Source organism: Altererythrobacter sp. KTW20L (genome assembly GCF_023501975.1).
GTDB lineage: Bacteria > Pseudomonadota > Alphaproteobacteria > Sphingomonadales > Sphingomonadaceae > Alteraurantiacibacter.
On the sequence record NZ_JAMFLH010000009.1, the window covers coordinates 149,835 to 172,647 of the forward strand.

The following is a 22,813-nucleotide window of genomic DNA, read 5'->3' on the forward strand; positions in this document are numbered from 1 at the left end:
GCCTGCCATGCTATCCCAGAAGACCCGCTACGCGATACGCGCCATGCAACACCTGGCCGATCACTATGGCCAGGGGCCGGTGCAACTGGCCGAAATTGCGGAGCGGCAGAAGATCCCCGCCAGCTTCCTCACAGTGATCCTGTCGGAACTGACACGGTTCGGCCTGGTCGCATCGATGCGCGGGCGCGACGGGGGATACTGGCTGGCCCTGTCCCCCATCGACATCACCTATGGCGACCTCATCCGCATCATGCGCGGTTCGCTGGCGCTGGTGCCCTGCGCCAGCCGCTATGCCCACGAAAAGTGCAAGAACTGCCTGGAAGAAGGCGAATGCCGGACCCGCGCCCTGATGCTCGACGTGCGCGACCGGACGGCGGAACTGCTCGACGGTATCCGCCTGTCCGACCGGATCGACCCGGTGCCGTCGTTCGCCGACGACCCCGCAGGGGCGCCCTGATCACCTCACCGCTCCAAGCGATCCTTCCAGCCTGAATGCAAAATCTTGACCCCTTGCCCTATTGTCAACAAAATTGATTGAGAATAGGGCCTCGAAGCGGCCAGGAGCCGCGTAACGAAGGGCCAGGCAATGCCACAGGATGACAAGCGCAGCGGCGATCCGGCCGCGTTCTTGCCCGAGGCGCTGGGCGTCGTCAGCGATGCGCTGTCGCGCCTGCGATATGGGGCAATCCAGCTTACCGTGCATGACGGGCGCGTGATGCAGATCGACGTGACCGAGAGGAAACGCCTCGGCGACTGACCCGACCACGGGCATCGCAAAGTTCAACTCTACTCCATCCCACCACTCCAAGGGACCAGCAGACCGGATCGCCGGATGCACGCCCGCTTGTTCGAAAGCGATACGATGCACCTGACTTCCATCCGCAGCCTGCTGCTGCTCTCCGCCGCCCTTGCACCAGCACCGGCTTTTACGCAGGCGCAACCAACTACCGAGCCTGAGACTGCCCAGACCGCGCCGACATTTGGCGACACCATTACGGTGACCGCGCGTCGTCGCGAGGAGAGCGCGCAGCAAGTGCCTGTGGCGATCAGCGTCGTAGGTGGCGATCAGCTCGATGCCATCGGCGCGTTCAACGTGCAGCGGCTGCAACAGCTTACTCCCGCGCTGAATTTCTACTCGTCCAACCCGCGGAACACCGCGATCAACATCCGCGGCATCGGCGTGCCGTTCGGCCTCACCAATGACGGGTTCGATCAGGGTGTCGGCATCTATGTGGATGATGTCTATTTCGCGCGCATTGCGTCTGCCACGCTCGATTTCCTCGATGTCGACCGGATCGAGGTGCTGCGCGGACCTCAAGGCACGCTCTATGGCAAGAACACCACGGCGGGCGCGGTCAACATCACTACGCGCCGTCCGACCTTCGACTTCGAAGGCAGCGCGGAGGTTTCCTTCGGCAACCTCGGCTTCAAACAGGGCAAGGCGTCCGTATCCGGGCCGCTGAGCGACAGCCTCGCGGCGCGGTTCGCGGTTTCCTCGACCAGCCGCCGCGGCACGATCTATAACGTCACGTCGAACAACTGGATCAACGAGCAGGAAAACCTTGGCCTGCGCGGGCAACTCTTGTGGGAGCCCCGCGCCGATCTCGAAGTCCTGCTGGCCGGCGATTTCAGCCGCCAGAACCCCGAGTGCTGCGCGCAGATCTATGTCCGCACCGGATCGACCCAGCGGCCCCTGAACCGCCAGTATGCGGCGCTCACCGCAGCGCAGGGCTATGAGGTCGTCAGCACAAACCCATTCGACCGGCTGACCGATGTCGATGCCTCGCTCAATGCGGGCAACGAGATCGGCGGCGGTTCGGTGCGGGCGATCTGGGACACCGGCCCCGGCACGCTGACCTCGATCACCGCCTACCGCTATTGGAACTGGCTGCCCGAGAACGACCGCGACTTTACCGGCCTTCCGATCAACACGGCGTCGAACAACCCTTCGCAACAGAAGCAGTATACGCAGGAGTTGCGCTACGCCCACGTGGGCGACAGCTACGATTTCCTGATCGGTGCCTTCGCTTTCCGCCAGGAAGTGCGCACCCAGGGCCTCACTCGCTTCGGTCCCGCTGCCAGCCGTTGGCTGCTCAACCCCACCAGCGCCTTGGCGAACGATCCTTCGGTGCTCGATGGCCTGACCGCCAACAACGATATCCGGCTCGACAACACCAGCCTGGCAGCCTTCGGGCAGTTCAACTGGCAGGTGACCGACCGGTTCTCGATCCAGCCGGGGTTCCGGGTGAACTATGACAAGAAGGTGGGGCTGTATGATTCCGTCGTAACCAATGGCGCAGGCCAGCTGGTGACTTTCGCCAGCACCGATCCGCGCATTGTCGCCCAGCGCGGCGTGGCCTCTCCGCAAAGGTTCGAGCCCAGATTCTCCGACTGGAACTTCAGCTACGATCTGACCGCGACGTTCGAACTGGCCGACGACATCAATAGCTATGCCACCTATGCCAAGACCTTCAAGCCGGGCGGGGTGAACCTCAACGGCGTGCCCAACGATGCGGCGGGCAACCCGATCCTGGCGGCAGGCGCGGTGCTGCCCGAATCGGTCACGCATTACGAAGCGGGCGTGAAGTCGCAGTTCTGGGACCGGCGGATCACGCTCAATGTCGGCGCGTTCCGCACCGATATCGACGATTACCAGGCGCTGGTGGTGAACGGCCAGTTCGGCGTGCAGCGCGGCTACCTCGCCAATGCCGAGGCGGTGCGGACGCAGGGTATCGAATGGGACCTGTCGGCCCGGCCGAGCGAGCGGTTCAGCGCCTATGTCGCAGGTTCCTATACCGATGCAACCTATCGCCGATTCACCGATGCGCCATGCCCGCCGGAACTCTCTGGCGGCGGCACAGGACCAGTGATCGGGGCTCCCGGCGCTCCGGGCACGAACAGTCCGGCCAACTGCGACATCTCGGGTCAGATCCTGCCCGGCGTGTCGAAATGGGTGTTCTCCTATGGTGCAGAGGCAAACGCTCCGGTGACCTTCCTGGAGCAGGACGGCGAGATCTACTTCGGGGTCGATGCCAACACCCGGTCGAGCTTCTCGTCCAATCCCACCCCGTCGATCTACACCCAGGTTGCCGGCTACTCGATCGCCAACTTCCGCGCGGGCTTCCGCACCGACAACGGGCTCAACATTTTCGCCTGGCTGCGCAACGCCTTCGACACCGAATACTTCGAACAGCTCGCCGTTCCTTCGGGCAACACCGGGCTGATCGTCGGCCAGCCGGGCGACGAGCGGACCTACGGCCTGACCATTGCCTACAATTTCTGATCCATCCGAACTGCCCAAGGGGACAACCTCATGTTCGATTTCCTGAACGATATTACGTTCTATGACCTGCTGCCGTTCATCCTGGTCGGATTTGCCGCACAGCTTATCGACGGTGCACTGGGAATGGCCTTTGGCGTTATCACGCAGACAATGCTTGTCAGCGTGCTGGGGCTGCCGCCCGCGGTGGCATCGGCCAGCGTTCACGGGGTCGAGATGTTCACCACTGCCGCATCAGGCACCAGCCACATCGCGCACAAGAACATCGACTGGGCGCTGTTCAGGCGGCTCGCGCCATTCGGCATTATTGGAGGTGTCGCCGGGGCCACGGTGCTTTCGAATATCGATGCGTCGCTGGCGCGGCCGTTTGTCATGATCTATCTGACCGGCGTTGGCCTTTACCTGCTGGTCAAAGCGGTGCGCAAGTTGCAGCCGACCGTCAGGGACCCGAAATACACCTCTCCACTGGCGGCGGTGGGCGGATTTCTGGATGCGGCGGGCGGCGGCGGCTGGGGGCCGGTGGTTACAAGCAACCTGCTCGTCCAGGGCAGCGACACGCGCAGGACCATCGGCACGGTCAACACCACCGAGTTCCTCGTGACGACCGCAATCACAATTGCCTTCGTGATCAGCCTGGGGACGGAGATCTTCTCGGAGTATCTCAATGTCGCGATCGGCCTGATTATCGGTGGCGTGATTGCCGCGCCGATCGGCGCGCGCATCACCGCCAAGGTGCCGGTGCGCCCGCTGCTGACTATCGTCGCTGTTGTGCTGATCGCAACCAGCGCGTTCAGCGTCTACCGGGCCTGGCCGATCTTCTGACTCCAGGAAGCGCTGCGTTTTCCCGCCTAAAGTCGTTCAACCGATAGGGAAGCTATGTAGACTTTGCGGCTCAACCACCAGAAAGCGCATGATAGACACTCGCCCGCGCAATACCGAGCGTGTTCGCAATCTCGGCGCCCCCCCAGCCCCTGGACCAGGTCGACCAGCCGCCAACGAACGACGCCATGGATCGCCGGGATCGGACCGCGCTCGACCGTTTCGCCAAGCGCTCGGCGCTGGGCTTCATTGAGCAGCGACTGTCTTCCAGGCGCCTCGCCATTGAGCAGACCATCGGGACCTCGGGCGTTGAACCTGACCACCCAGTCACGCACGACCTGTAAACCTACTCCGCCGATCCGCGCTGCCGCTGCCCGGCTGCCAACGTCGTAGATCTCGGCCAATGCCAAAAGCCGCCGGGGCCTGGTTCGCACTTTTCGACTTCCGCGCCAATTGCCTCAAGCTGCGGCCGTCAAAATCATCCCGCAAGCTAGCAGTTCATCGCCTCGATACAGCTCCTCGCACGACGCATCGCAATGCCATGAAATGACAACGGACAATTCTGAATCACACTCTCAGACGTTCATCTAAAAAATCGAGGAGCGCAGTAACGCTTGGCTTGCTCAATTTTTGCATGGGGACGAGCGCTTTGAGCCACAAAGGCGGCGGCCGGAAGCTAGGCAGAAGGGGCTTGAGAAGGCCAGCTTTGATGTCGTCCTCAACCAAGGTCGTGGGCAAAACCGCAATACCGAGGTGTCGGCGCACAGCTTCTCGCAGAATCAGCGTATCATTCACCTGGAAGCGTGGAATGACCGTCACCGCATAGTCCCCCGTCTCGCTGTAAAAATGCCAAACTGTGCCGTACAACAACGAAACGAGACAGCGATGATCGACAAGTTCTCTAGGGTGTTCGGGCTCCCCATGCTTTTCCAGATACTCGTAACTTGCATAGGTCGCATTAGTGTAGGGCATCAGAGGAAAATCGATGATCTGCTCCAAAGTCGACGGACGAGTGCCGATGACCAAATCACAGTCTTGGTTGGCCTGATTGTCCAGCCGGTCGTTCAGTCGCAGATCCATGTCGACTGAGGGGTACTTCGCAAGGAAATCGCTGAAGATTGGGCCGAAGATGCGACTGGTTACGGTGCCCGGAGCATCGATCCGCAAATGACCGTGAATTGTATTCCCCGTCTCAAATTCTCGCAACTCGTCGTAGTCCGTCAGCAATTTCTGACAGCGAGGCAGCACGCGGCTTCCATCGACCGTCAGGAGTACCTGACGGGTCGAGCGATGGAACAAGGTTATGCCGAATTCATGTTCGAGTTGGCCGATCCGCTTGGAGATAACAGAAGGCGCAACTGATAATGCGCGGGCAGCAGCGGCGAAGCTGCCCGATCGCACGACGGCGAGAAAGGTTCTGACGTTGACGAGTGTGTCCATTGTTCGCGTTCCGAGAATGCTAGGGTCACATTAAGCGTTATTGTTATCATACTCAACCGGGCTTAGCCTCCGCCACACAAACTAGACCAGGAATTGGCAAGTTCGGGAGGAGATACCAGATGAAGAAGGGCTTAAAGTTCGCTTCCAGCAGCTGCGTGATGGCACTGGCAACGTGCCTTGTGAGCGCAGGCGCGGTTTCCGCTCAGGATAACGCAAGCGAATCTCAGGCAGCAGACCAAGGCGATAGAATTGTCGTAACCGGGTCGCGCATCCAGTCCAGTTTCGAACGACCGACTCCGGTGACCATGCTGGGCGCGGACCGTCTTGAAGACCGCGGGATCACCAATCTGGGTGACGCGCTGAACGAACTGCCTTCCTTTCGCGCATCGAACACTCCAGCCACCTCGGGCCTAAATCCGGCGGCCGGCCTCAACATCGGCGGCCGTATCCTCGATTTGCGTGGGCTTGGTGCTGTGCGTACGCTGACGCTGGTTGATGGTCGCCGCTTCGTGCCGTCGACCACGCAGGCCACCGTTGACACCAATATGATCCCCTCGATCCTGCTGAGCCGCGCCGAGGTGGTCACTGGCGGCGCATCGGCAGTGTACGGTTCGGACGCGGTATCAGGCGTTGTCAACCTGCTGATCGACACCCGCTACACCGGCTACAAGTTCAACAGCCAGGTCGGCATTTCGAACGAGAATGACAATTTCACCCGGCAATTCGGCATGGCAGCCGGCTGGGAAATCGGTTCGAACCTTCATTTCGTCGTCGGTGGCGAATGGGAAAAGGCCGACGGCATAGATGCTTGCCGCGACCGCGACTGGTGCGTGAACGGCTTTACCATCGTTGGCCGCAACGCCCTGTCGCCGGGTCAGGCTCCGACCCGACCGGCAACCAATATCCTTCCTGGCGCCAGCGTATGGTCGACCGACTTTCAGGGCATAACCACGCCGCCCGCCAGCGCCTTTGTCGGCCGCGATACCCCGCTGCTTCGCCCGATCGACGGGATTACCTTCTCAGATAACGGCGTACCGCGTAGGTATCAGATTGGCACTTTTGCCAACAGCATCTGGATGATCGGCGGCGAAACGCCGGATCCATCGGTGGAGAACGTCTACTTCGATTTCCCGATTGTCTCGCCGACCGAACGGTACAGCGCGCTCGGACATCTGACCTGGGATGCCTCCCCCGATCTCACGCTCGAACTCGGGGTTAACGTTGGCCGGAGCGAAGGCACGCACCGCAGCACTGCCTATCGCAACACCGCGCTGACCATTCGCAATGACAATCCGTTCATTCCGCGCTCGACCGATCCCACGTTGGATATCCCAACTATTCTGGCCAACAGCGGCGCCACCAGCTTCACTCTGGGCAAGGGCTTCAACGATGTCGGACCAGTGCAGATTGCGGTCTCAAATGAGGTTTTCCGGGTAGTTGCGGCCGCCGAGTATGACCTTTCCGCCGACTGGCAGGCCGATGTCTATTACCAGTTCGGTCGGAACGATTTCCGCAGCGACCTGCGCAACAACACGATCACCGCCAACATTTTGCGTGCGCTCGATGCCACGACCCTGAACGGGCAGCCTGTCTGCCGGGTCAATGCCGACAGCAATCCAAACAACAACGATCCCGCCTGCGTGCCGCTCAATCCCTTTGGAACCGGGCAGGGTCCGAACTTCCAAGGCGCGGTGGACTATGTGACGGCAGACGGCTTCCAGACCAACCGCACGACACAGCACGTGATCGCCGGCAACATCACCGGCACGCTGTTCGAACTGCCCGCCGGGCCGCTCGGCGTGGCCTTCGGTGCAGAGTATCGCAGCGACACCGTGAATGGCGATACCGATGCCATCTCGCGGACCCGCGGCTTTTTCAACGCAGGCAATGGATCGCTGATTTCGGGCAAGATCGAAGTTACCGAAGGCTATGCCGAAGTTGACGTGCCGCTGGTGCGCGATGCGCCGTTCTTCAGCGAGCTGGGCCTCAACGGCGCGATCAGGCGGACGCAATACGACCGGTCGAGCGATTTTCAGGCGAGCACCTCGGTTGGTGTAACCACCTGGAAGGCGGGCGCGGTTTGGGCACCGGTCGATGCCGTGCGGTTCCGTGTAACCCGGTCGCGCGATATCCGCGCGCCCAACGTGTCCGAACTGTTTGGACCGGTAACAGCGGCCACGGGCATCCTGACCGATACCGGCAACGGCGGGGTGCAGGTGATCGTGCCGATTACCAGCGGCTCCAATGCTGGATTGCTTCCCGAAACGGCCGACACCTTTACTGCAGGCGTTGTGCTCCAGCCGCAGGGCGGGTTCCTCGGCCAATTCCGCGCTTCGATCGATTATTACGACATCGATATCAAGGATGCGATCAGCACGCTGGGGCAACAGAACATCGTCAACCGGTGTGTGGCTGGAGACCAGCTGAGCTGTTCGCTGATTACGCGCGATGTGAACAACAACATCACAAACGTGACCGATACTATCCAGAACGTGAACCAGCTGATCGCCCGCGGGATCGATTTCCAGATCGATTTCAACCAGCCGCTCGGTAACGAAAGCGATCTTTCGTTGGTGATCCTGGCCAGCCATGTGATGGACCTGATCACTGTGGATTCGGTGGGCCAGACCGAACGGGCGGGGCAGACCGGCCTGCGCGGCGGCACGCCTGCGGGCATTCCCGACTGGACTGTGGACGCTACCATGCGCCTCGATTTGAACGACACGTTCTCAATCAGCGGCCGTGCGCGGTGGATCAACAGCGGGTTCTTCTTCCCCACATTTGTCCAGCCGGGTGATGAAGGGTTTGCGTTTACCAACCCCAACAGCGCCAACATCAACTCCGTGCCTGCCCGGGCCTATTTCGATCTGCTCGGCACAGTCAACGTGCCGACCGGATTTACCGAGGATCTGGCATTCTATGCCGGGGTGGACAACATCCTCAATCAGGATCCGCCGCGCTTCCCGGGTGCCAACGGCGCCGGCAACAATGTGTTGTTCAACCCGATCGGCCGGTTCTTCAAGGCCGGGGTTCGCGCCACGTTCTAGCTCTAATGCTGGCCGGGCCAACCAGCCCGGCCGGCACAGCACGCTTCTAGACAAGCAGGTCACTGTTCTGGTGCCGGAGAGAGTTTTCAGCTGCGCTCCTGCAGTTTTTCTGGTGCCCGCGAGCATGAGCGCTCCCCCTGGTGGAAGTATCTGTCATGACAACCGAAAGCCGCACCATTGACGTCGCCAAGCTGATCGAAGGCCGCAAACTTGGACGCTTCGGTTATAGCCTGATCGCGGTTTCGTGGCTGATCACCTTCTTCGACGGCTTCGACATGATGATGGTCGGGTTCACCGCCCCCTACATGCGCGAAACCATGGCGCTCGACGAGCTGATGCTGGGTAATGTCTTCTCGGCGGGCCTGTTGGGCATGATGCTGGGCGGCTTTGCCTTTGCCTATCTCGGAGACCTGCTGGGGCGCCGCAAGTCGATCATCTGGGCAGCATTCGCCTTCGGCATCCTTACTTTTGCCACTGGGTTTGCCGAGACATACGAAGCGCTGGTGATCCTGCGCTTCCTAGACGGGTTTGCGATTGGCGGAATGCTGCCGCTGATCTGGGCACTCAATATCGAATTCGTACCCAAGCGCATGCGCTCAACCGTCGTGACAGTGATCATGATGGGCTATAGCATGGGTGCTGCCCTGGCTGGTCCGGTCACGGTTTGGCTGGCGCCTGTTTACGGGTGGCCGGCGGTGTATTTCTTCGGTGGTGCCTGCACGCTTGTCAGTGCTTCCATCTTGATTTTCACGCTACCGGAATCCATTCGCTTTCTGGCCGCAAAGGGTCTCCGGCCGGATATCATTGCAGCAACCATCAACCGCATGGATCCCGCTGCCGATGCCCGTACTCGTACCAGCCCGCAGGATAACTTTGTCCTGGTTGACGAGCTGCGCGATCCCGGCAATTTCCGGCTGGGCAAGCTGTTTAAGGGTGACCTCAAGCTGCTCACCCCACTGCTCTGGCTGGGATATACCGCCAGCACCATGGCGGTCTACTTCACGTCGAACTGGGGGCCGATCGTCTTCGAGGATCTCGATTTCTCGCGCGATACGGCGGCCTATGTCGGGTCAATCACCTCGGTTCTTGGCGCAGTGCTGGGCCTGGCCCTGATGCAGTTCACCGATAGGAAAGGCCCGTTCTTTGTGGCCGTCTATCCGCTGATCGCGTTTCCGGTCCTACTGTTTATCGGTTTGGCTTCGATGGGCGCTGACCTGTTCCTGCTCCTCTCGATCATCGGGATCAGCCTGGTAGGCGGCGCGCATTTCGGCATCCTGTCGATTGCCGGTGTCTATTATCCGAGCGCGATCAGGGCGAACGGGGCCGGCTGGGCCACATCGATCGCCAAGGTCGGCGGAATCGCCGGTCCGATCGTGGGTGGCTACATTTTGGCAAGTGGCCTGCCAATCGTGCGCAGTTTCGCCATCTTGGCGATTTGCCCGGCAATTCTCGCGCTCTGTGCAATCGGGATCGGCGTCACCGTGCGCCGGCGCAGAAGCGAAATCGTCCCCCCTTATCCCGGCGAAGCCGTGTCCTCCTGAAGAAAGGTTCCAATCATGACACTCAGAAGCCTGGCAGCCAATTCGCCCGTCCGACGCGCCCATTGGCAAGCCTTGGGTTTGAGCCCCGAAGACCTGCTCAAGCCCAAGATCGCGGTGGTCAATTCCTCGTCCGAACTGGCAATCTGCTTTGCCCATCTTGATGGCGTGGCCAAAGTGGTCAAGGAGGCCATACGGGCCGCCGGGGGTGTGCCTTTTGAAGTCCGCACGACGGCGCCGTCCGATTTCATCACCGGTGCCGCCAAGCAGGGCAGCTACATCCTTGCCGGGCGCGATCTGGTGACCAACGACATCGAAGCGCAAGTCGAAGCCGCGCTGCTTGACGGGATGGTCTGCCTGACGAGTTGCGATAAGACCCCGCCGGGCCATCTGATGGCGGCGATGCGGCTCAACATTCCTACTTTGCTAGTGATCGGCGGCTATCAGGCTTCAGGCATGATCGGCGAAGATCACATCGATATCGAGGACTTGTTCTCGGGCGGGGTCGGCGAAGCGCTGGGCAAGGCCGGCAAGCATTCGGTGGACGACATGGCCAAGCAGGCTGTCCGGGGGCCGGGTGTCTGTGCCGGCATGGCTACGGCGAACACCATGCATTGCGTGGTCGAGGCGCTGGGAATGTGCGTATCGGGCTCCGCGCCGGTTCGTGCCAATAGCGACAAGATGTTCGACGCTGCCCGTGCCGCCGGTGCCCGCATTGTCGAGATGGTCAATGAAGATCTCACTCCCCGCAAGATCATGACCGCAGGTGCCTTCCGCAACGCAGCAGCGATGGTGCTGGCGGTTTCAGGCTCGATCAATGCGATCAAGCACTTGCAGGCGACCGCTTGCGAAGGCGGGCTAGATGTCGACCTTTTCGAAATTTGGGATACGATGGGCCGCAAGGTGCCAACGCTTTCGGCAGTGCGCCCCAATGGCAAGGTGCGGATCGAACAGTTTGAGGATGCGGGCGGGGCGCAGGCCATGCTCAAGCAACTTGAATCGCTGCTCGATTGCGATGTCATCGTAGCCTCGGGAAGGACGATGAGCGAGGAACTGGCCAATGTGCTGGTGGGAGATGACGAGGTTATCCGTCCGCTCGAACGCCCGATTTCGCCTGGCCCGTCGATCGCCATTCTCAAAGGTTCGCTCGCTCCAGAAAGCGCTATCGTTAAACTGGGAATTCGCGATGGCTCGCGCCCAGAAAGCTTCACCGGAACAGCGCGGGTGTTCGAGAACACCCAGTCTGCGATGGAAGCAATCACTGAAGGCCGGGTGCAAAAGGGTGACGTGCTCGTTTTGCGCGGTCAGGGGCTGAAGGGCGGTCCGGCCATGGGTGGCGGCGCGTCTTTTATCCTGTTTGCCATTGATGCAGCCGGCCTTGCAAAGGACGTGGCCTTTGTGACCGACGGGCAGTTGTCCGGGTTGTGCCTGAAAGGGTTGACCATCGCCGAAGTGGCACCTGAGGGCGCCGTGGGCGGCCCGATTGGCAAAGTGCGCGACGGGGATCGGATCGAAATCGACGTTTCGGAACGGCGGATGGACCTGATGGTATCGCCAGAAGAACTGGCGAAAAGGCCCGGCCCGGACAATGCCTATCCTGTTGCGGCGGATGGCTGGCTCGGCATGTATCGGCGCGATGTGCAGCCTATGGCAACGGGCGCGGTCTTGATCGACCTGGTCAAGTAGCGGGAGAACGAACATGGTAAGGCTCACCGATGATGAGAGCGCGATGCGTGATGGACGCGATGGGGCGGCCGTGGCGAAAGCGATGGACCTGCTGATCCGCTATGCCGATGCGCTGGGCGCCGAAGACTTCGTCTACACCAACAATGTCGCCGGCGTCCCGGGATCGTCGCCGCAATGGGTGAAAGACTATTACGCCGAGGACGGCGGCGACTACCGCGCGGTTTTCTCCCGCTTCGATCTCGATTCCGACGAGGTCGTGGACGTGCCGCGAATGAACGCGTTCAGCTGCCACTTGCAGGGTGGAATGGATCCCGAACTGTGGCGCGAACAGGGGATGAGCGAGGAAGCTTTCGTGAACTTCGCAACCGATGAACGCGAAGTCGCCGATCACGGAATCCAGGTCCTAAAGACCTGCACGCCTTACCTTGCCGGCAATGTGCCGGTGATGGGCGAGCATTGCGCGTGGATGGAATCGTCTGCGGTCGTGTTCTGCAACTCGGTCATCGGCGGGCGCACCAATTGCGAAGGGCGGGAATCGACCAGTGCGGCCATGCTGGCCAACCGGGTCCCCGACTGGGGCTTCCACAAGGATGACTATCGCCGTGCGCAGCATTCGATTGACGTGCAGGTGCCCGTCGACACAATCCGCGAATGGGGCATGCTGGGTTATTACACCGGCAGCGCGGTTGAAGATTCCATTCCAATGCTTGATGGATCGATCACAGCTCCAACGCTGATCAAGCACAAGCATTTCGGCGCAGCGGCGGCATCGTCTGGCGGGGTCGAAATGTACCACATGGTCGGGGTCACGCCCGAGGCGGCGACGCGGGACCATGCTTTCGGCGGTCCTGAACAGGGTGAACGGTTCACCTATGGCCAGGAGGAACGCGCGGCAGTCTATGAACGGCTGAATAGTATCGGGCACAGCCACGATGTGGACTATGTCATGCTCGGATGTCCGCACTATTCGATCGACCAGATCGCCGACGCAGCGCGGATGCTCGAAGGACGGCGCGTGCATGAGAACTGCGCCTTGTGGATCTTCACCAGCCGCGCGGTAAAAGCGACCGCCGTCGCCAGCGGGCATGAGGCGATCCTGCGCAAGGCAGGAGCGATCCTGATGACCGACACCTGTTCCGCCATTAGTCAGGCAGTGCCCAACGGCACCAAGGTGGCGGCTTTCGACAGCGCCAAGCAGGTCCACTATCTACCCGCGATGATGGGCATAGAAGGCTGGTTCGGCACAACGCAGGATTGCATCGATGCGGCATGTACCAGCCGCTGGCAGGGGAGATTGAACTGATGGTTACTATCGCGATCGATGCGCCAGATGTCCGTATCCGGGGCCGCAAAGTGGTAGGCGGCGTTTCGGAAGGAGAAGCCCTTGTGACAAGCCAGACCATTTCAGGGTGGGGCGGGGTCAACCCTATGAAGGGTGAAGTGATCGAAAGCCATCATGAGCTCCGGGGCGTAAGCTTTGCCAACAAGATCCTCGTGTTTCCCGGCGCAAAAGGGTCTTCCGGCTGGTCAGGCATTTTTCATCTGACCCGGCTGACCGGCTGCGCGCCGCTGGGCATGCTTTACAATACAACCACGACCAAGGCCGCCTTGGGTGCGGTCGTGTTGCGGGTGCCAACCATGACTGATTTCGACTCCAATCCGCTCGACCTCATCGAAACCGGGGACTGGGTGCGGATTGATGCCGATGCAGGCGAAGTGCAGATTTGGAAAAGGCAGGCGCAATGAGTTCCGAAGCAGAAGATAGCAGGCCCAAACTGCAACGGGTAGAAGGACACAGCGAGGACCGCTTCCTGGGATCGGACGTGTTCGAAAGTTCGGGCCGCAACATTCCTCCCCCCAATGGAACCGGCACGATCCGCGAGGCTGCGCGGGATATCGACATCTATCACCAGTGCGACGTGGCCGTAATCGGCGGCGGTCCGGCCGGTTGCGCCGCCGCTTGGGCGGCCGCAAAGGCAGGGGCTGAGGTCACTCTGATCGAGCGGTACAACTGCCTCGGCGGTCTTTCGACCGGCGGGCTCGTCATGTGGATCGATCGCATGACCGACTGGGAAGGCAATCACGTCATCCAGGGCTTCGCCCGCGAATTCATCGATCGCATGCCAGCCGATGCCATTGCCGGCCCACCTCGGACGGACTGGGGCTCGAAAGACCCGATGAAGGCCGGCTATTGGGGCAACCGCACCACCGCATTTCACGGCATCGTATGCTGGGCGCCCACCATCGATCCTGAGCGCATGAAGCTCAATGCGCAGGAAATGCTGCTTGAGGCGGGCGTCCGCATCGTGTTCCATGCTTGGGGTTCGCGTCCGATCATTGAGGATGGCGTGGCCAAGGGCGTGGTCTTCGAAAGCAAGGCCGGGCGTCAGGCGCTGCTCGCCAAAGTCGTGGTCGATACCACCGGCGATGGTGACATGTTCGCGCGTGCCGGGGCCGACTTCGATACCGACATCGAAGAAGGCGACGTGCACCATTCGATGAACACCAGCTGGGTGATCGGCGGCGTGAACATGGATCGCTGGATCAACTGGAAGGTTCTTTATCCCGAGCAATTGACCGACTTGATGAACAAGGGGCGGCAGGAGCTCGGGTTCTTCCAGACACCTTATGTCAGTTGGCGGCCCGACATTGCTCTGTTCCTTGGCCCGCGCCAGTCAGGATTGTCCGCGCTTGATGTTGACGACATGACCGAAGTCGAGATCCGCAGTCACCGGCTGATGGAGGGGCATTGCCGCTTCTTCCGCGAAAATGCGCCCGGCTTCGAGAACGCGTACAGCCTGCAAAGCGCCAGCCAGTTGGGCGTGCGGCACACCCGGCGCCTCAGCGGAATCGGCCGGATCGAACGCAAGGACTGGGGCAACGGCACGCCGGTGGCCGACGAAATCGGCATCAGCCCGTCAATCAGTCCGAAATTCCCGATCGTGTCGGTGCCCTATGGCAGCCTGGTGCCGCGCAATCTTGATGGCTTGCTGGCAGCTGGTCGCCACATCAGCTGCGATGCGAACAGCCACGGCTTCATGCGCGAGATACCGCAGTGCTGGCTGACCGGCCACGCTGCCGGTGTAGCTGCGGCCCTTGCAGCAAACGGCAACGTTCAGCCGCGGGCACTAAAGGTCGCGGATATTCGCAAAACGCTTCGTGTCCAGGGTGCCCATCTTTCAAGCGAGCCTGCCTTCCTCGCCGCCAAGTCCGACTTGCTGCAAGGATAACTGCCCAGCGCAAATGCTGCGCTGTTGGGGCTCCGCCTATCTTTGTTTCCGATAGGCGGAGCGGCTGGCCCCTCATGACGCTCTGGCGACATCACCGGCACTCGTCAGCTTGCGGGCAAACCATGCCAAGGCAAGAATGCAGACGAGGATCCCGGCAAGGCATCCTGCGGTAAAGAGATAGCCATCCATCGCCGCCTGCCGCCCGGAGAGAAACTGGGCTCCAAAGATTGGTGCTGCCACCGCTGCAAACTTGGCCATGAAACTTGCCCAGCCGCCGCCAGTCGCGCGCACAGTGCTGGGATAGTAGATGCTGGTGACCGAAATGACGGCTGCGTGGCCTGCACCCACCAGAGTCGATCCGATCAGCAAGAGGATCACAAGGTATGTGCCGCCTGTGGCATAGCCAAAGCCCACCAGCAGCACGAAGGGGATTGCCAACAAGGGCGCCAGCGCGATCCAGCCGGGGCCGCGCTTCTCTGTCATTGCTAGCAGGGCCACCCCTACAATTGCGCCGATGATTGCCGAGGAACTGCCGAGCCACGCGGCATCGGTGCGGGCGATCCCGAGGTTTTCCATAAATATCACCCCGTAGGCGCTTTTCAGGTACATCGCGAAACTGGAGAAGAAATAGGCGGCCCAGATCAGCGGGGTCACGATAAGCAGGGCACCGACAAACAGTTCGCGGAATTTCAGGATCGGATTGGCACTGTCGGTGGTCTTGCGTTCGTCCGATAGGATGAAGGTGGAGTAGGGGCTGGCATCGAAGCCCGGCTTGAAGCGCGCCAGCATCGGCGCGATTTTCTCTGCCGGGCGTCCCTTTGCAACCATCCAGCGGGTGCTTTCGGGCAATGTGAACAGCAGGTATAGTGAAAACACGCCGGTCATTGCGCCGCAGACCCAGAAGATGCCTTGCCAGCCAAGGACCGGCGCCACCCAGTTCGCGATCGGAGCGGCCGATGCGCTGCCGAAGGAAAACCCCATCATGATGATCGTAACCGAGGTCGCGCGCATGCTCTTGGGCATGCTCTCAATGCTGAGTGCCCAGACGGGGGCCAGCAGCCCCCCGATAGCCAGCCCCGATACAAAGCGCAGGCCAATTAATTGTTCGGCCGTTCCAGCAAAGCCCACCATCGTGGTGAAGACCGCGCTGCCGATCGTGCAGGCGATGATCACCGGCCGTCTGCCGAAAATGTCTCCGAGGTAGGAGCCGAACAGCGATCCGATCATCTGTCCGAGAAACGCTGCCGAGCTTACGTATCCCGTCATGGAATCTGTTAGACCCATGTCGTCGCGAATATATGGCAGTGCGTAAGCTAGAGCGGAGAAATCCTGCCCGTCGAAGAAAGTGACGAGGCTGCACAGGACCAGAATTTGCCAATGGTAGCGGGAAAATTTCAGGTCCCGCATGAACATGGCAACATCAAGCTTAGCTTCGGTGGCGGAGACCATTGCACATCCTCTGGGCAGGTTTTGTTATGAACGATTATTACATCAATAGGCCCAGCCTACCCCTTTAGCTCCCCGCCGTCAGATCGACGGTGGCGCCAGGGAGACCAGTTGCGTTTCCCGAACTCTAACAGACCAAGGTAAACGCTGGAAATTTAAAGCGACCGGAGCAGGAGCCCCGATGCTTGAACTTAGCGGACCGCAATTCGGCGCGTGGCGAGCCCAGTAGTAGTCTCTGCCCAACTCATCGCTCGCAGCTTGCTTAGCGATTCACCTGTTGCCTGGGTCGGAAGCGCCAGTCTCCCGGAATTACGCCATTTCCACCCTGCCTCGATCTGAACTTTTGGCGACGAAGACCACGCTGGGTGACAGTCCCGCCATCATGCTGATTGGCCAAGTTGCGGCATCGGAAGACTGACCGGGCAGCGCGTTGCGTCGAGGTTGTCTCGACCATCTAGCTCATGGATGTCACCTGTGCGGCAGCCATCAGCTTGATGGATGGCACCTGCTCTGGCGACACCGCCTGATTGGCACCATCCGGGTGGCATGTCGCGGCAATCCCTAGGACCTCAATCTCCAGCGCAATACGCAAACCTAGCCGTGGCTTCGCGTGGATCAACCAACGCTGCGTTGCGATTGTCGTCACACCTGTTTCAGCGTCCAGGCGAAATCCGCACAATAAGGTGGGACAACGTCGATCTAGAAAGTGCAATCTGGACGATACCGGCAGGTGACACCAAGATGCGCAGGGAACACCGGGTTCCACTCTCTCGTCAGGCCCTCAAGATCATACGTTTGGTGCAGGATGCATCTCAATACAGTGTATATGTGTTTCCCAGCTTCAACCCGAGGAAGCCGCTCTCGGAGAACGCGGTAAACGGCGCGCTAAAGAGGCTCGGCTATGGCGGGGTAATGACAGCGCATGGCTTTCGGACGACGGCGAGCTCCTTGCTCAACGAGAGTAATCGCTGGAGTCCTGACGCGATCGAACGTGCCCTTGCACATCAGGACAGTAACGCGGTGAGAGCGGTGTACAACCGGACCCAGTACTGGAATGAGCGCGTTCAGATGATGCAGTGGTGGTCGGACGAGCTCGACGCAATGAAGCGGCTCAACGCAGTGTGAAGAAGGGAACTTTCGTTTCCCCAACTGGCCCCCAAAACGACCCCCAATAACCGCGGCTTCCAGCTGCCAGCGACGATCATCCGCGAACAACCCACACTAACTTGTCACTGTTTCTAAGAGACTTTTTACGCATTCGCCGTCAGGGGCGAATGCGTAAATGGTGCCAGAAGAGGACTCGAACAGAATATAGATTCTGCTTATAGTTCATGTGTTTACCCGATGCGGCTTTCACCCGAAGGCCCGCAAAAAGGCCCTCAAGATTCTAGGTGTGTGGCGGTTCGATGCCTGTGTGGGGACTCACATCAGGAAAAAATGGCGGATTTCTGCGATTCTCGAGCGGAGAAAAAATGGCAATTGCGGGCCTTTCGGACTCTCAAAAGGCCCGCAAAAGTTCGTTCAGCTAATGTTCCATTGTTCGTGGCAGGCGTGCCCCCAAGCACACTGCGTTACATTGTCGAGCTTGGCACCATGGTCCTGGTGGGATGATCGGGGTTGGCGTTCGACAGACGGGTGAGCCCCTGGCACGGCAGCAGCTTAATCACGGCTATAGGATCCGCGATGCGGTAAGGCGCAGGACGGCTTTTTATCCTGCGATCGTTGATATTTGGGAGTTTGCAGGATAAAAGATGCAAGTGGCCGTCATCCAGCCCTTCTCTGCCGAGCAGGAACGTGCGCTCATCAACATGCGCCAACGCTACGATGGGTGGATTGAGGCCGAACGCGAACTCTATGCGATGCCTTACGATCTGAAACGCAAGAAGATTGCAGGGCAACGCACTGCTCGACGCGGTCTCCGAACCGATGCCCCATTATCCTTTGGATGACACGTTCGTGAGCAGCCTGCCGAGCGACCTTGTGCCGCACTGGGAAGAATGGAGGAAGCGGCGCGACTAGCGATTGATGATATCAGCGATTTTCGACCGGTTGACGTTTAGGGAGAGTCCCTTCCTCGCGGCATCACGCTCTCATTCATTCTCGCTCGAATGCTGCAGTATTGCTGATCTTCGTCTTGAAAGGCGATCCGATACAATTCCGCCGCATACGGTGAGCAGCGGTGATACACCAGGAGACGCCAAGGCTGGTCTTGCTGAAAATCAGATTTGTCGTCCGTCCAGAGGACGCCACCAGCGTTCATTGTTGAGGTACCACCTCAGCGTACCGGCAAGGCCATCGGCTAAAGCGTGGAGCGGCTGATAGCCCAGTTCCTGTCGTGCCTTTGTATCATCGATGGCATAGCGCCGGTCATGACCTGGACGGTCTGGCACATAGGTCCTCAATTCCAGAGCAGACCCACCGTAGGCAGAGGGCGCGCAGGGAAATCGCGCCGCGAGCCCCACAACTTCGGAAAAGGCACGGTCCACTTCTGAACAGATGCGATCGATCATGACCAAGTTGGGCAATTCGGAACCGCCACCAATGTTGTAAGTCTCCCCGGGGACGCCACGCTTGATACAAAGCTCGATACCGCGGCAGTGGTCTGCAACATGGAGCCAGTCACGCACGTTCTTTCCGTCACCGTAGATCGGTATCGGGCGTCCGTGCAGCGCGTTCAGAAGGGCCAAGGGTATCAACTTTTCAGGATACTGGTACGGTCCATAATTGTTCGAGCAGTGGCTTGTCGTTACGTCCAAGCCATAGGTGTGGTGATAGGCACGCACGAGATGGCCCGAGGCTGCCTTCGACGCGGAGTAGGGCGAGTTGGGTGCATAGGGCGTCGTTTCCGTGAAAGCCGGATCGCGCGGCCCTAGCGAACCGAACACCTCGTCGGTCGAGATGTGATGGAAACGGTGCGGCTGGCCCGTCCCAGAGTCGAGCCAAACCTTTCGCGCTGCTTTTAGCAAACTGTTTGTGCCCAAGATGTTGGTGCCGATGAATGCGTCCGGCCCGCTGATCGAACGGTCGACATGGCTTTCGGCGGCGAAATGCACGATGGTGGTGATTGCCCGATCGCGCAGCAGTCGCTCAACCAGATCATTATCGCGTATATCGCCGACAACAAGTTCGGCTTGCTCCACTCCGTCAATCGTCGAGCGGTTGCCGGCGTAGGTCAAGCAATCAAGAATTGTGATGTTGTCATTCGGATGAGCATTTACCCAGTAATGTACGAAGTTGCCACCGATGAACCCGGCTCCTCCTGTGACCAGCAGATTAGCCACGCATTTTTTCCCTTTCGAGCTTACGGCGTAGATTGACGCGCAAATGGGTGTGACCATCGTCCAGTAGGCTGCGCGTCGCGATGCAGTCGAGCAGCGAGAAGGCCGGGCGTCTGGCAGTAGTAGGGTAGTCCGAGGTCGTCAGCGGGTATATTGTTATGGCGTGAGCGAGCAAACCTGCAGCCAGTGCGTTGTCTTGAATTGCGACTGCGAAGTCGTACCAACTCGCCACACCCGCATCGCTGTGATGAAAGGTACCACTCCCCTCTTTGGCAATCAGTCCCCAAAGGGCTGGGGCCAATCCGGGAGCCCAAATCGGAGACCCAATCTGGTCGACCACCACTCCCCACGTGTCGCGCTCGGCCATCAGGAGCAGCATGGTGCGTGCAAAGTAAGTGCCCCCAGCGTTGCATACGAACGATGTATGAACCAATAGGACGTCCGCTCGCAATGCGTTCTCGCCCTCAGTCTTGGTCCGTCCATGCACAGTCAGCGGATTGCGCGTGTCACTCGGAGAGTAGGCGCGAGAAGGTGGTAAGCGGTGTTTTCAGCCCACGCGGGCGGCGGGCAGAAGTTCGTCGATCCGCGATGTGGGGTGACCGCTTGCCAGGCTGGTGAGCGTTGCGGTCAACCATGTGTGCGGGTTGATTCCAGCGAGTTTGCAGTTCTCGATTAGGGTGGCGATCACCGCCCAGTTGTCACCGCCCTCGTCTGATCCGGCGAACAGGGCGTTCTTGCGGTTGAGAGCCAGTGGGCGGATGGCGCGTTCGACGGCGTTGTTGTCGAGATCGATGCGGCCATCGTCGAGGAAGTGCATCAAGCCGTCCCAGCGCGGGAGGGTATAGCGGATCGCCTCGCCCAGACGGCTCTTGGCGCTGACCTGCCGGTCGCGTGCCTCGAGGAAGTTGTGCAGGTCGTCGATGATCGGGCGGCTGCGCTGGTCACGGACGTCGCGACGTTCGTCAGCGGGTAGCCCGCGGATATCGTCTTCGATAGCGTAGAGCGACGCAATGCGGCGCAGCACTTCGGCGGCCACGGGCGAGCTCTCGGCCAGCTCATAGAACTTGCGGCGCACGTGCGCCCAGCAGAACGCGAGGCGGATCTGCTGGTGACGCCGGGCCAGCGCGGTGTAGGCACTATAGCCGTCGACCTGCAGGATGCCTGCAAAGCCCTGGAGATGCGCTTCGGGTCGCTCGGTCTTGCGATCGGCGGCATAGACATAGGCCACCATCGGCGGATCACTGCCGCCCCAAGGTTGATCATCGCAGGCATAGGCCCAGATCTGGCCGGTCTTGGTTCGCTTGCGCCCGGGCTCGAGCACAGGCGCGGTGGTCTCGTCAGCGAACAATCGCTCGGATCGTCGCAATCGCTCGAGGATGTGGTCGCGCAAGGGGCGCAGATACCATGCTGCCCTTCCAACCCAGTCTGCAAGGGTGGAGCGATCAAGCTGGATGCCCTGCCGGGCATAGATTTGCGCTTGCCGGTAGAGCGGCAGGTGATCGGCATACTTGGAGACCAGCACCTGTGCGATCAGCGCCTCGGTTGGGATGCCGCCCTCGACGATCCGTGCCGGTGCCGGAGCCTGGACGACCGCGCTCTCGCATGAGCGGCAGCCATAGCGCGGGCGCCGGGTAACCAGCACACGGAACGTGGTGGGCACTACATCGAGGCGTTCGGAGACATCCTCGCTGATCTGGTGGAGCGCTCCGCCGCAGCAGGAGCAGGCTTTATCCTCGACGTCGATGACCTGCTCGATCCGCTCAAGATGGGCGGGCAGCGAACCGCGGTTGGTCTTGCGCGGGCGATCGCCCTCCGGTCTGGGCATCGCAGCGTCACGTGCGGCGTGCACGCTGCCGAGCGCGGTCTCGATATCCTCCAGGGCGAGCTCGAACTGATCGGGGTCGAGCTGCTCAGACTTGCGGCCGAACCGGTACCGCTGGAAGGCCTCGAGGATCGCCTGCAGCCGTTCGATCCGGGCATCGGCCTTGCTCTTGGCATCGGTGAGATCGGTCAGTGTGCGGGCCTGTTCGAGGACGAGCGCACGCAGTGCGTCAAGGTCATCGGGAAGGTCCGCTTCCATCAGCATATGCAGGTTGAATCAGTCTGCGCGCACCCCGTCAAGCGGCAATCTGGGGTGCGATCGGACGACGTCCGCCATGCACGCGGCGCCAGTCCAGACCCTCCAGCAAAGCGCCCAGCTGGGCGGCTGTGAGGCGCATCACGCCCTCCTGAATCTGCGGCCATCTGAAGGTGCCTTGCTCGAGCCTCTTGGCCATCAGGCACAGGCCTGTTCCGTCCCACCAGATGAGCTTGATCCGGTCTGCGCGCTTGGCGCGGAACACATAGATGACCCCGGAATAGGGCTTGCCGCCATACTCGGCCGCCACCAGTGCCGCGAGCGAGTCCGCTCCTTTGCGAAAATCCACTGGGCGGGTCGCCACCATCACCTTCGCGCCGGGCGCCGGGCCGATCATCGTGATGCTCGAAGGGCGGTGATTACCGCCGTGATCGTATCCGCATCAGCGCCGCTCCCGATCCTGACCAGCGCGCCGCCAATCTCCAGCTCGATCGGTGCAGGCCCGGAGCGACGACGGCGACGCGATCTGCCAGCATCAGGCACAGGCTCCGGCGATGCCTCGGGCGCGATTATCACTGGCACGAATGCCGGACCTTGCTGCTCCAAGGCCGCTGGGACGGGGGCGCCCTGATCCTTGCACCGCCTGACCAGCTCTTTGCGCCAAGTATATATCTGCGAGGTATCCAAGCCGTGACGTCGGGCAACAGCGGTGACCCGCTCCCCTCCAGGCCAGCACTCCGCGAGGATCGACGCCTTTACTGCGTCAGGCCAATCCCGGCGCTTACCTGCGCCAGTGAATACCTCGAAGCGGCGAGCACCCTTGCTCACAGGATCATCACCAGAGATTATCATAGGAGCAGCGCCTCACCCAACATCAGGCCGCGCAAGCTCGGCGCTTCACATCATCCGCGCAAGGTGGGCTCAGGACATCGCTTACAGAAGGTGCACGACCGAAGACGAAGTCAGCTGCGC

At 60.6% G+C, this 22,813-nt stretch carries 18 protein-coding genes and 2 pseudogenes; 12 read left to right on the forward strand and 8 right to left on the reverse strand.

The annotated features are described in order from the left end of the window. Window positions 1–7 precede the first annotated feature (7 nt). From M3P36_RS10770 to M3P36_RS10785, 4 genes are all read left to right on the forward strand, one after another. On the forward strand, window positions 8–457 hold the full coding sequence (locus M3P36_RS10770; protein ID WP_249703257.1) for an RrF2 family transcriptional regulator: 450 nt from the start codon (window positions 8–10) through the stop codon (window positions 455–457). A gap of 129 nt (window positions 458–586) precedes the next feature. Continuing rightward, window positions 587–757, forward strand: coding sequence for a YezD family protein (locus M3P36_RS10775; RefSeq protein ID WP_249703259.1), 171 nt, complete (start codon window positions 587–589; stop codon window positions 755–757). A 105-nt stretch (window positions 758–862) separates the two neighbouring features. Next, on the forward strand, window positions 863–3,283 hold the full coding sequence (locus M3P36_RS10780) for a TonB-dependent receptor (protein WP_502798379.1): 2,421 nt from the start codon (window positions 863–865) through the stop codon (window positions 3,281–3,283). Between the two features lie 30 nt (window positions 3,284–3,313). Next, window positions 3,314–4,102: a sulfite exporter TauE/SafE family protein gene (locus tag M3P36_RS10785; protein WP_249703263.1), complete on the forward strand. Its 789-nt coding sequence runs from the start codon at window positions 3,314–3,316 to the stop codon at window positions 4,100–4,102. Window positions 4,103–4,251: 149 nt separating this feature from the next. On the opposite strand, the pseudogene M3P36_RS15340 reads toward M3P36_RS10785, so the two are convergent. Together M3P36_RS15340 and M3P36_RS10800 are read right to left on the reverse strand one after the other, a co-directional pair. Further along, window positions 4,252–4,588, reverse strand: a pseudogene (locus M3P36_RS15340) (helix-turn-helix domain-containing protein); the annotation flags it as partial. A 78-nt stretch (window positions 4,589–4,666) separates the two neighbouring features. After that, window positions 4,667–5,539, reverse strand: a complete 873-nt coding sequence (locus M3P36_RS10800; RefSeq protein ID WP_249703265.1) for a LysR family transcriptional regulator — start codon at window positions 5,537–5,539, stop codon at window positions 4,667–4,669. 119 nt (window positions 5,540–5,658) lie between these two features. On the opposite strand from M3P36_RS10800, the gene M3P36_RS10805 reads away from it, so the two are divergent. From M3P36_RS10805 to M3P36_RS10830, 6 genes are all read left to right on the forward strand, one after another. After that, complete coding sequence (locus M3P36_RS10805) at window positions 5,659–8,586, forward strand: TonB-dependent receptor domain-containing protein (protein WP_249703267.1); 2,928 nt, start codon at window positions 5,659–5,661, stop codon at window positions 8,584–8,586. A gap of 155 nt (window positions 8,587–8,741) precedes the next feature. Then, the gene (locus M3P36_RS10810) at window positions 8,742–10,127 is read left to right on the forward strand and encodes an MFS transporter (RefSeq protein ID WP_249703269.1); all 1,386 of its coding nucleotides are present in this window, start codon (window positions 8,742–8,744) and stop codon (window positions 10,125–10,127) included. Window positions 10,128–10,142: 15 nt separating this feature from the next. Next, on the forward strand, window positions 10,143–11,810 hold the full coding sequence (locus M3P36_RS10815) for a dihydroxy-acid dehydratase (protein ID WP_249703271.1): 1,668 nt from the start codon (window positions 10,143–10,145) through the stop codon (window positions 11,808–11,810). Window positions 11,811–11,823: 13 nt separating this feature from the next. Next, a complete protein-coding gene (locus tag M3P36_RS10820) occupies window positions 11,824–13,113 on the forward strand; it encodes an aconitase X (protein WP_249703273.1) in 1,290 nt (429 codons plus the stop codon). Next, window positions 13,080–13,556, forward strand: coding sequence for an aconitase X swivel domain-containing protein (locus M3P36_RS10825; RefSeq protein ID WP_249703275.1), 477 nt, complete (start codon window positions 13,080–13,082; stop codon window positions 13,554–13,556). The genes M3P36_RS10820 and M3P36_RS10825 overlap by 34 nt, the downstream gene beginning before the upstream one ends. Next, on the forward strand, window positions 13,553–15,040 hold the full coding sequence (locus M3P36_RS10830; RefSeq protein ID WP_249703277.1) for an FAD-dependent oxidoreductase: 1,488 nt from the start codon (window positions 13,553–13,555) through the stop codon (window positions 15,038–15,040). Before M3P36_RS10825 ends, M3P36_RS10830 begins: the two co-directional genes overlap by 4 nt. Before the next feature lie 72 nt (window positions 15,041–15,112). Here the strand turns inward: M3P36_RS10830 and M3P36_RS10835 are convergent, their stop codons facing one another. Continuing rightward, complete coding sequence (locus M3P36_RS10835; protein WP_249703280.1) at window positions 15,113–16,447, reverse strand: MFS transporter; 1,335 nt, start codon at window positions 16,445–16,447, stop codon at window positions 15,113–15,115. Between the two features lie 585 nt (window positions 16,448–17,032). On the opposite strand from M3P36_RS10835, the gene M3P36_RS10840 reads away from it, so the two are divergent. Then, window positions 17,033–17,611 (forward strand): tyrosine-type recombinase/integrase, encoded by a 579-nt coding sequence (locus M3P36_RS10840; RefSeq protein ID WP_249703337.1) that lies wholly within the window; start codon window positions 17,033–17,035, stop codon window positions 17,609–17,611. Window positions 17,612–18,237: 626 nt separating this feature from the next. Further along, window positions 18,238–18,435: a hypothetical protein gene (locus M3P36_RS10845; RefSeq protein ID WP_249703282.1), complete on the forward strand. Its 198-nt coding sequence runs from the start codon at window positions 18,238–18,240 to the stop codon at window positions 18,433–18,435. 270 nt (window positions 18,436–18,705) lie between these two features. On the opposite strand, the gene rfbB is transcribed toward M3P36_RS10845, so the two are convergent. From rfbB to tnpA, 5 genes and pseudogenes are all read right to left on the reverse strand, one after another. Further along, window positions 18,706–19,767, reverse strand: a complete 1,062-nt coding sequence (rfbB, locus tag M3P36_RS10850; RefSeq protein WP_249703284.1) for a dTDP-glucose 4,6-dehydratase — start codon at window positions 19,765–19,767, stop codon at window positions 18,706–18,708. Next, a pseudogene (locus tag M3P36_RS10855) lies at window positions 19,760–20,278 on the reverse strand (SDR family oxidoreductase); the annotation flags it as partial. The gene rfbB and the pseudogene M3P36_RS10855, both read right to left, overlap by 8 nt. A 33-nt stretch (window positions 20,279–20,311) precedes the next feature. Then, complete coding sequence (gene tnpC, locus M3P36_RS10860; protein WP_249703288.1) at window positions 20,312–21,850, reverse strand: IS66 family transposase; 1,539 nt, start codon at window positions 21,848–21,850, stop codon at window positions 20,312–20,314. A 31-nt stretch (window positions 21,851–21,881) separates the two neighbouring features. Continuing rightward, the gene (gene tnpB / locus M3P36_RS10865; RefSeq protein ID WP_249703290.1) at window positions 21,882–22,238 is read right to left on the reverse strand and encodes an IS66 family insertion sequence element accessory protein TnpB; all 357 of its coding nucleotides are present in this window, start codon (window positions 22,236–22,238) and stop codon (window positions 21,882–21,884) included. Continuing rightward, window positions 22,235–22,693 carry an IS66-like element accessory protein TnpA gene (gene tnpA, locus M3P36_RS10870; protein WP_249703294.1) on the reverse strand — a complete coding sequence of 153 codons (459 nt, stop codon included), beginning with the start codon at window positions 22,691–22,693 and terminating at the stop codon, window positions 22,235–22,237. Before tnpA ends, tnpB begins: the two co-directional genes overlap by 4 nt. Between the last annotated feature and the right edge of the window lie 120 nt (window positions 22,694–22,813).

Excerpts from the sequence above, each read along its gene's own strand:
- M3P36_RS10770 (WP_249703257.1), top strand. The coding sequence starts at position 8 with ATGCTATCCCAGAAGACCCGCTACGCGATACGCGCCATGCAACACCTG.
- M3P36_RS10775 (WP_249703259.1), top strand. The coding sequence starts at position 587 with ATGCCACAGGATGACAAGCGCAGCGGCGATCCGGCCGCGTTCTTGCCC.
- M3P36_RS10780 (WP_502798379.1), top strand. The coding sequence starts at position 863 with ATGCACCTGACTTCCATCCGCAGCCTGCTGCTGCTCTCCGCCGCCCTT.
- M3P36_RS10785 (WP_249703263.1), top strand. The coding sequence starts at position 3,314 with ATGTTCGATTTCCTGAACGATATTACGTTCTATGACCTGCTGCCGTTC.
- M3P36_RS10800 (WP_249703265.1), bottom strand. The coding sequence starts at position 5,539 with ATGGACACACTCGTCAACGTCAGAACCTTTCTCGCCGTCGTGCGATCG.
- M3P36_RS10805 (WP_249703267.1), top strand. The coding sequence starts at position 5,659 with ATGAAGAAGGGCTTAAAGTTCGCTTCCAGCAGCTGCGTGATGGCACTG.
- M3P36_RS10810 (WP_249703269.1), top strand. The coding sequence starts at position 8,742 with ATGACAACCGAAAGCCGCACCATTGACGTCGCCAAGCTGATCGAAGGC.
- M3P36_RS10815 (WP_249703271.1), top strand. The coding sequence starts at position 10,143 with ATGACACTCAGAAGCCTGGCAGCCAATTCGCCCGTCCGACGCGCCCAT.
- M3P36_RS10820 (WP_249703273.1), top strand. The coding sequence starts at position 11,824 with ATGGTAAGGCTCACCGATGATGAGAGCGCGATGCGTGATGGACGCGAT.
- M3P36_RS10825 (WP_249703275.1), top strand. The coding sequence starts at position 13,080 with ATGTACCAGCCGCTGGCAGGGGAGATTGAACTGATGGTTACTATCGCG.
- M3P36_RS10830 (WP_249703277.1), top strand. The coding sequence starts at position 13,553 with ATGAGTTCCGAAGCAGAAGATAGCAGGCCCAAACTGCAACGGGTAGAA.
- M3P36_RS10835 (WP_249703280.1), bottom strand. The coding sequence starts at position 16,447 with ATGCGGGACCTGAAATTTTCCCGCTACCATTGGCAAATTCTGGTCCTG.
- M3P36_RS10840 (WP_249703337.1), top strand. The coding sequence starts at position 17,033 with ATGTCGCGGCAATCCCTAGGACCTCAATCTCCAGCGCAATACGCAAAC.
- M3P36_RS10845 (WP_249703282.1), top strand. The coding sequence starts at position 18,238 with ATGCAAGTGGCCGTCATCCAGCCCTTCTCTGCCGAGCAGGAACGTGCG.
- tnpC (WP_249703288.1), bottom strand. The coding sequence starts at position 21,850 with ATGCTGATGGAAGCGGACCTTCCCGATGACCTTGACGCACTGCGTGCG.
- tnpB (WP_249703290.1), bottom strand. The coding sequence starts at position 22,238 with ATGATCGGCCCGGCGCCCGGCGCGAAGGTGATGGTGGCGACCCGCCCA.
- tnpA (WP_249703294.1), bottom strand. The coding sequence starts at position 22,693 with ATGATAATCTCTGGTGATGATCCTGTGAGCAAGGGTGCTCGCCGCTTC.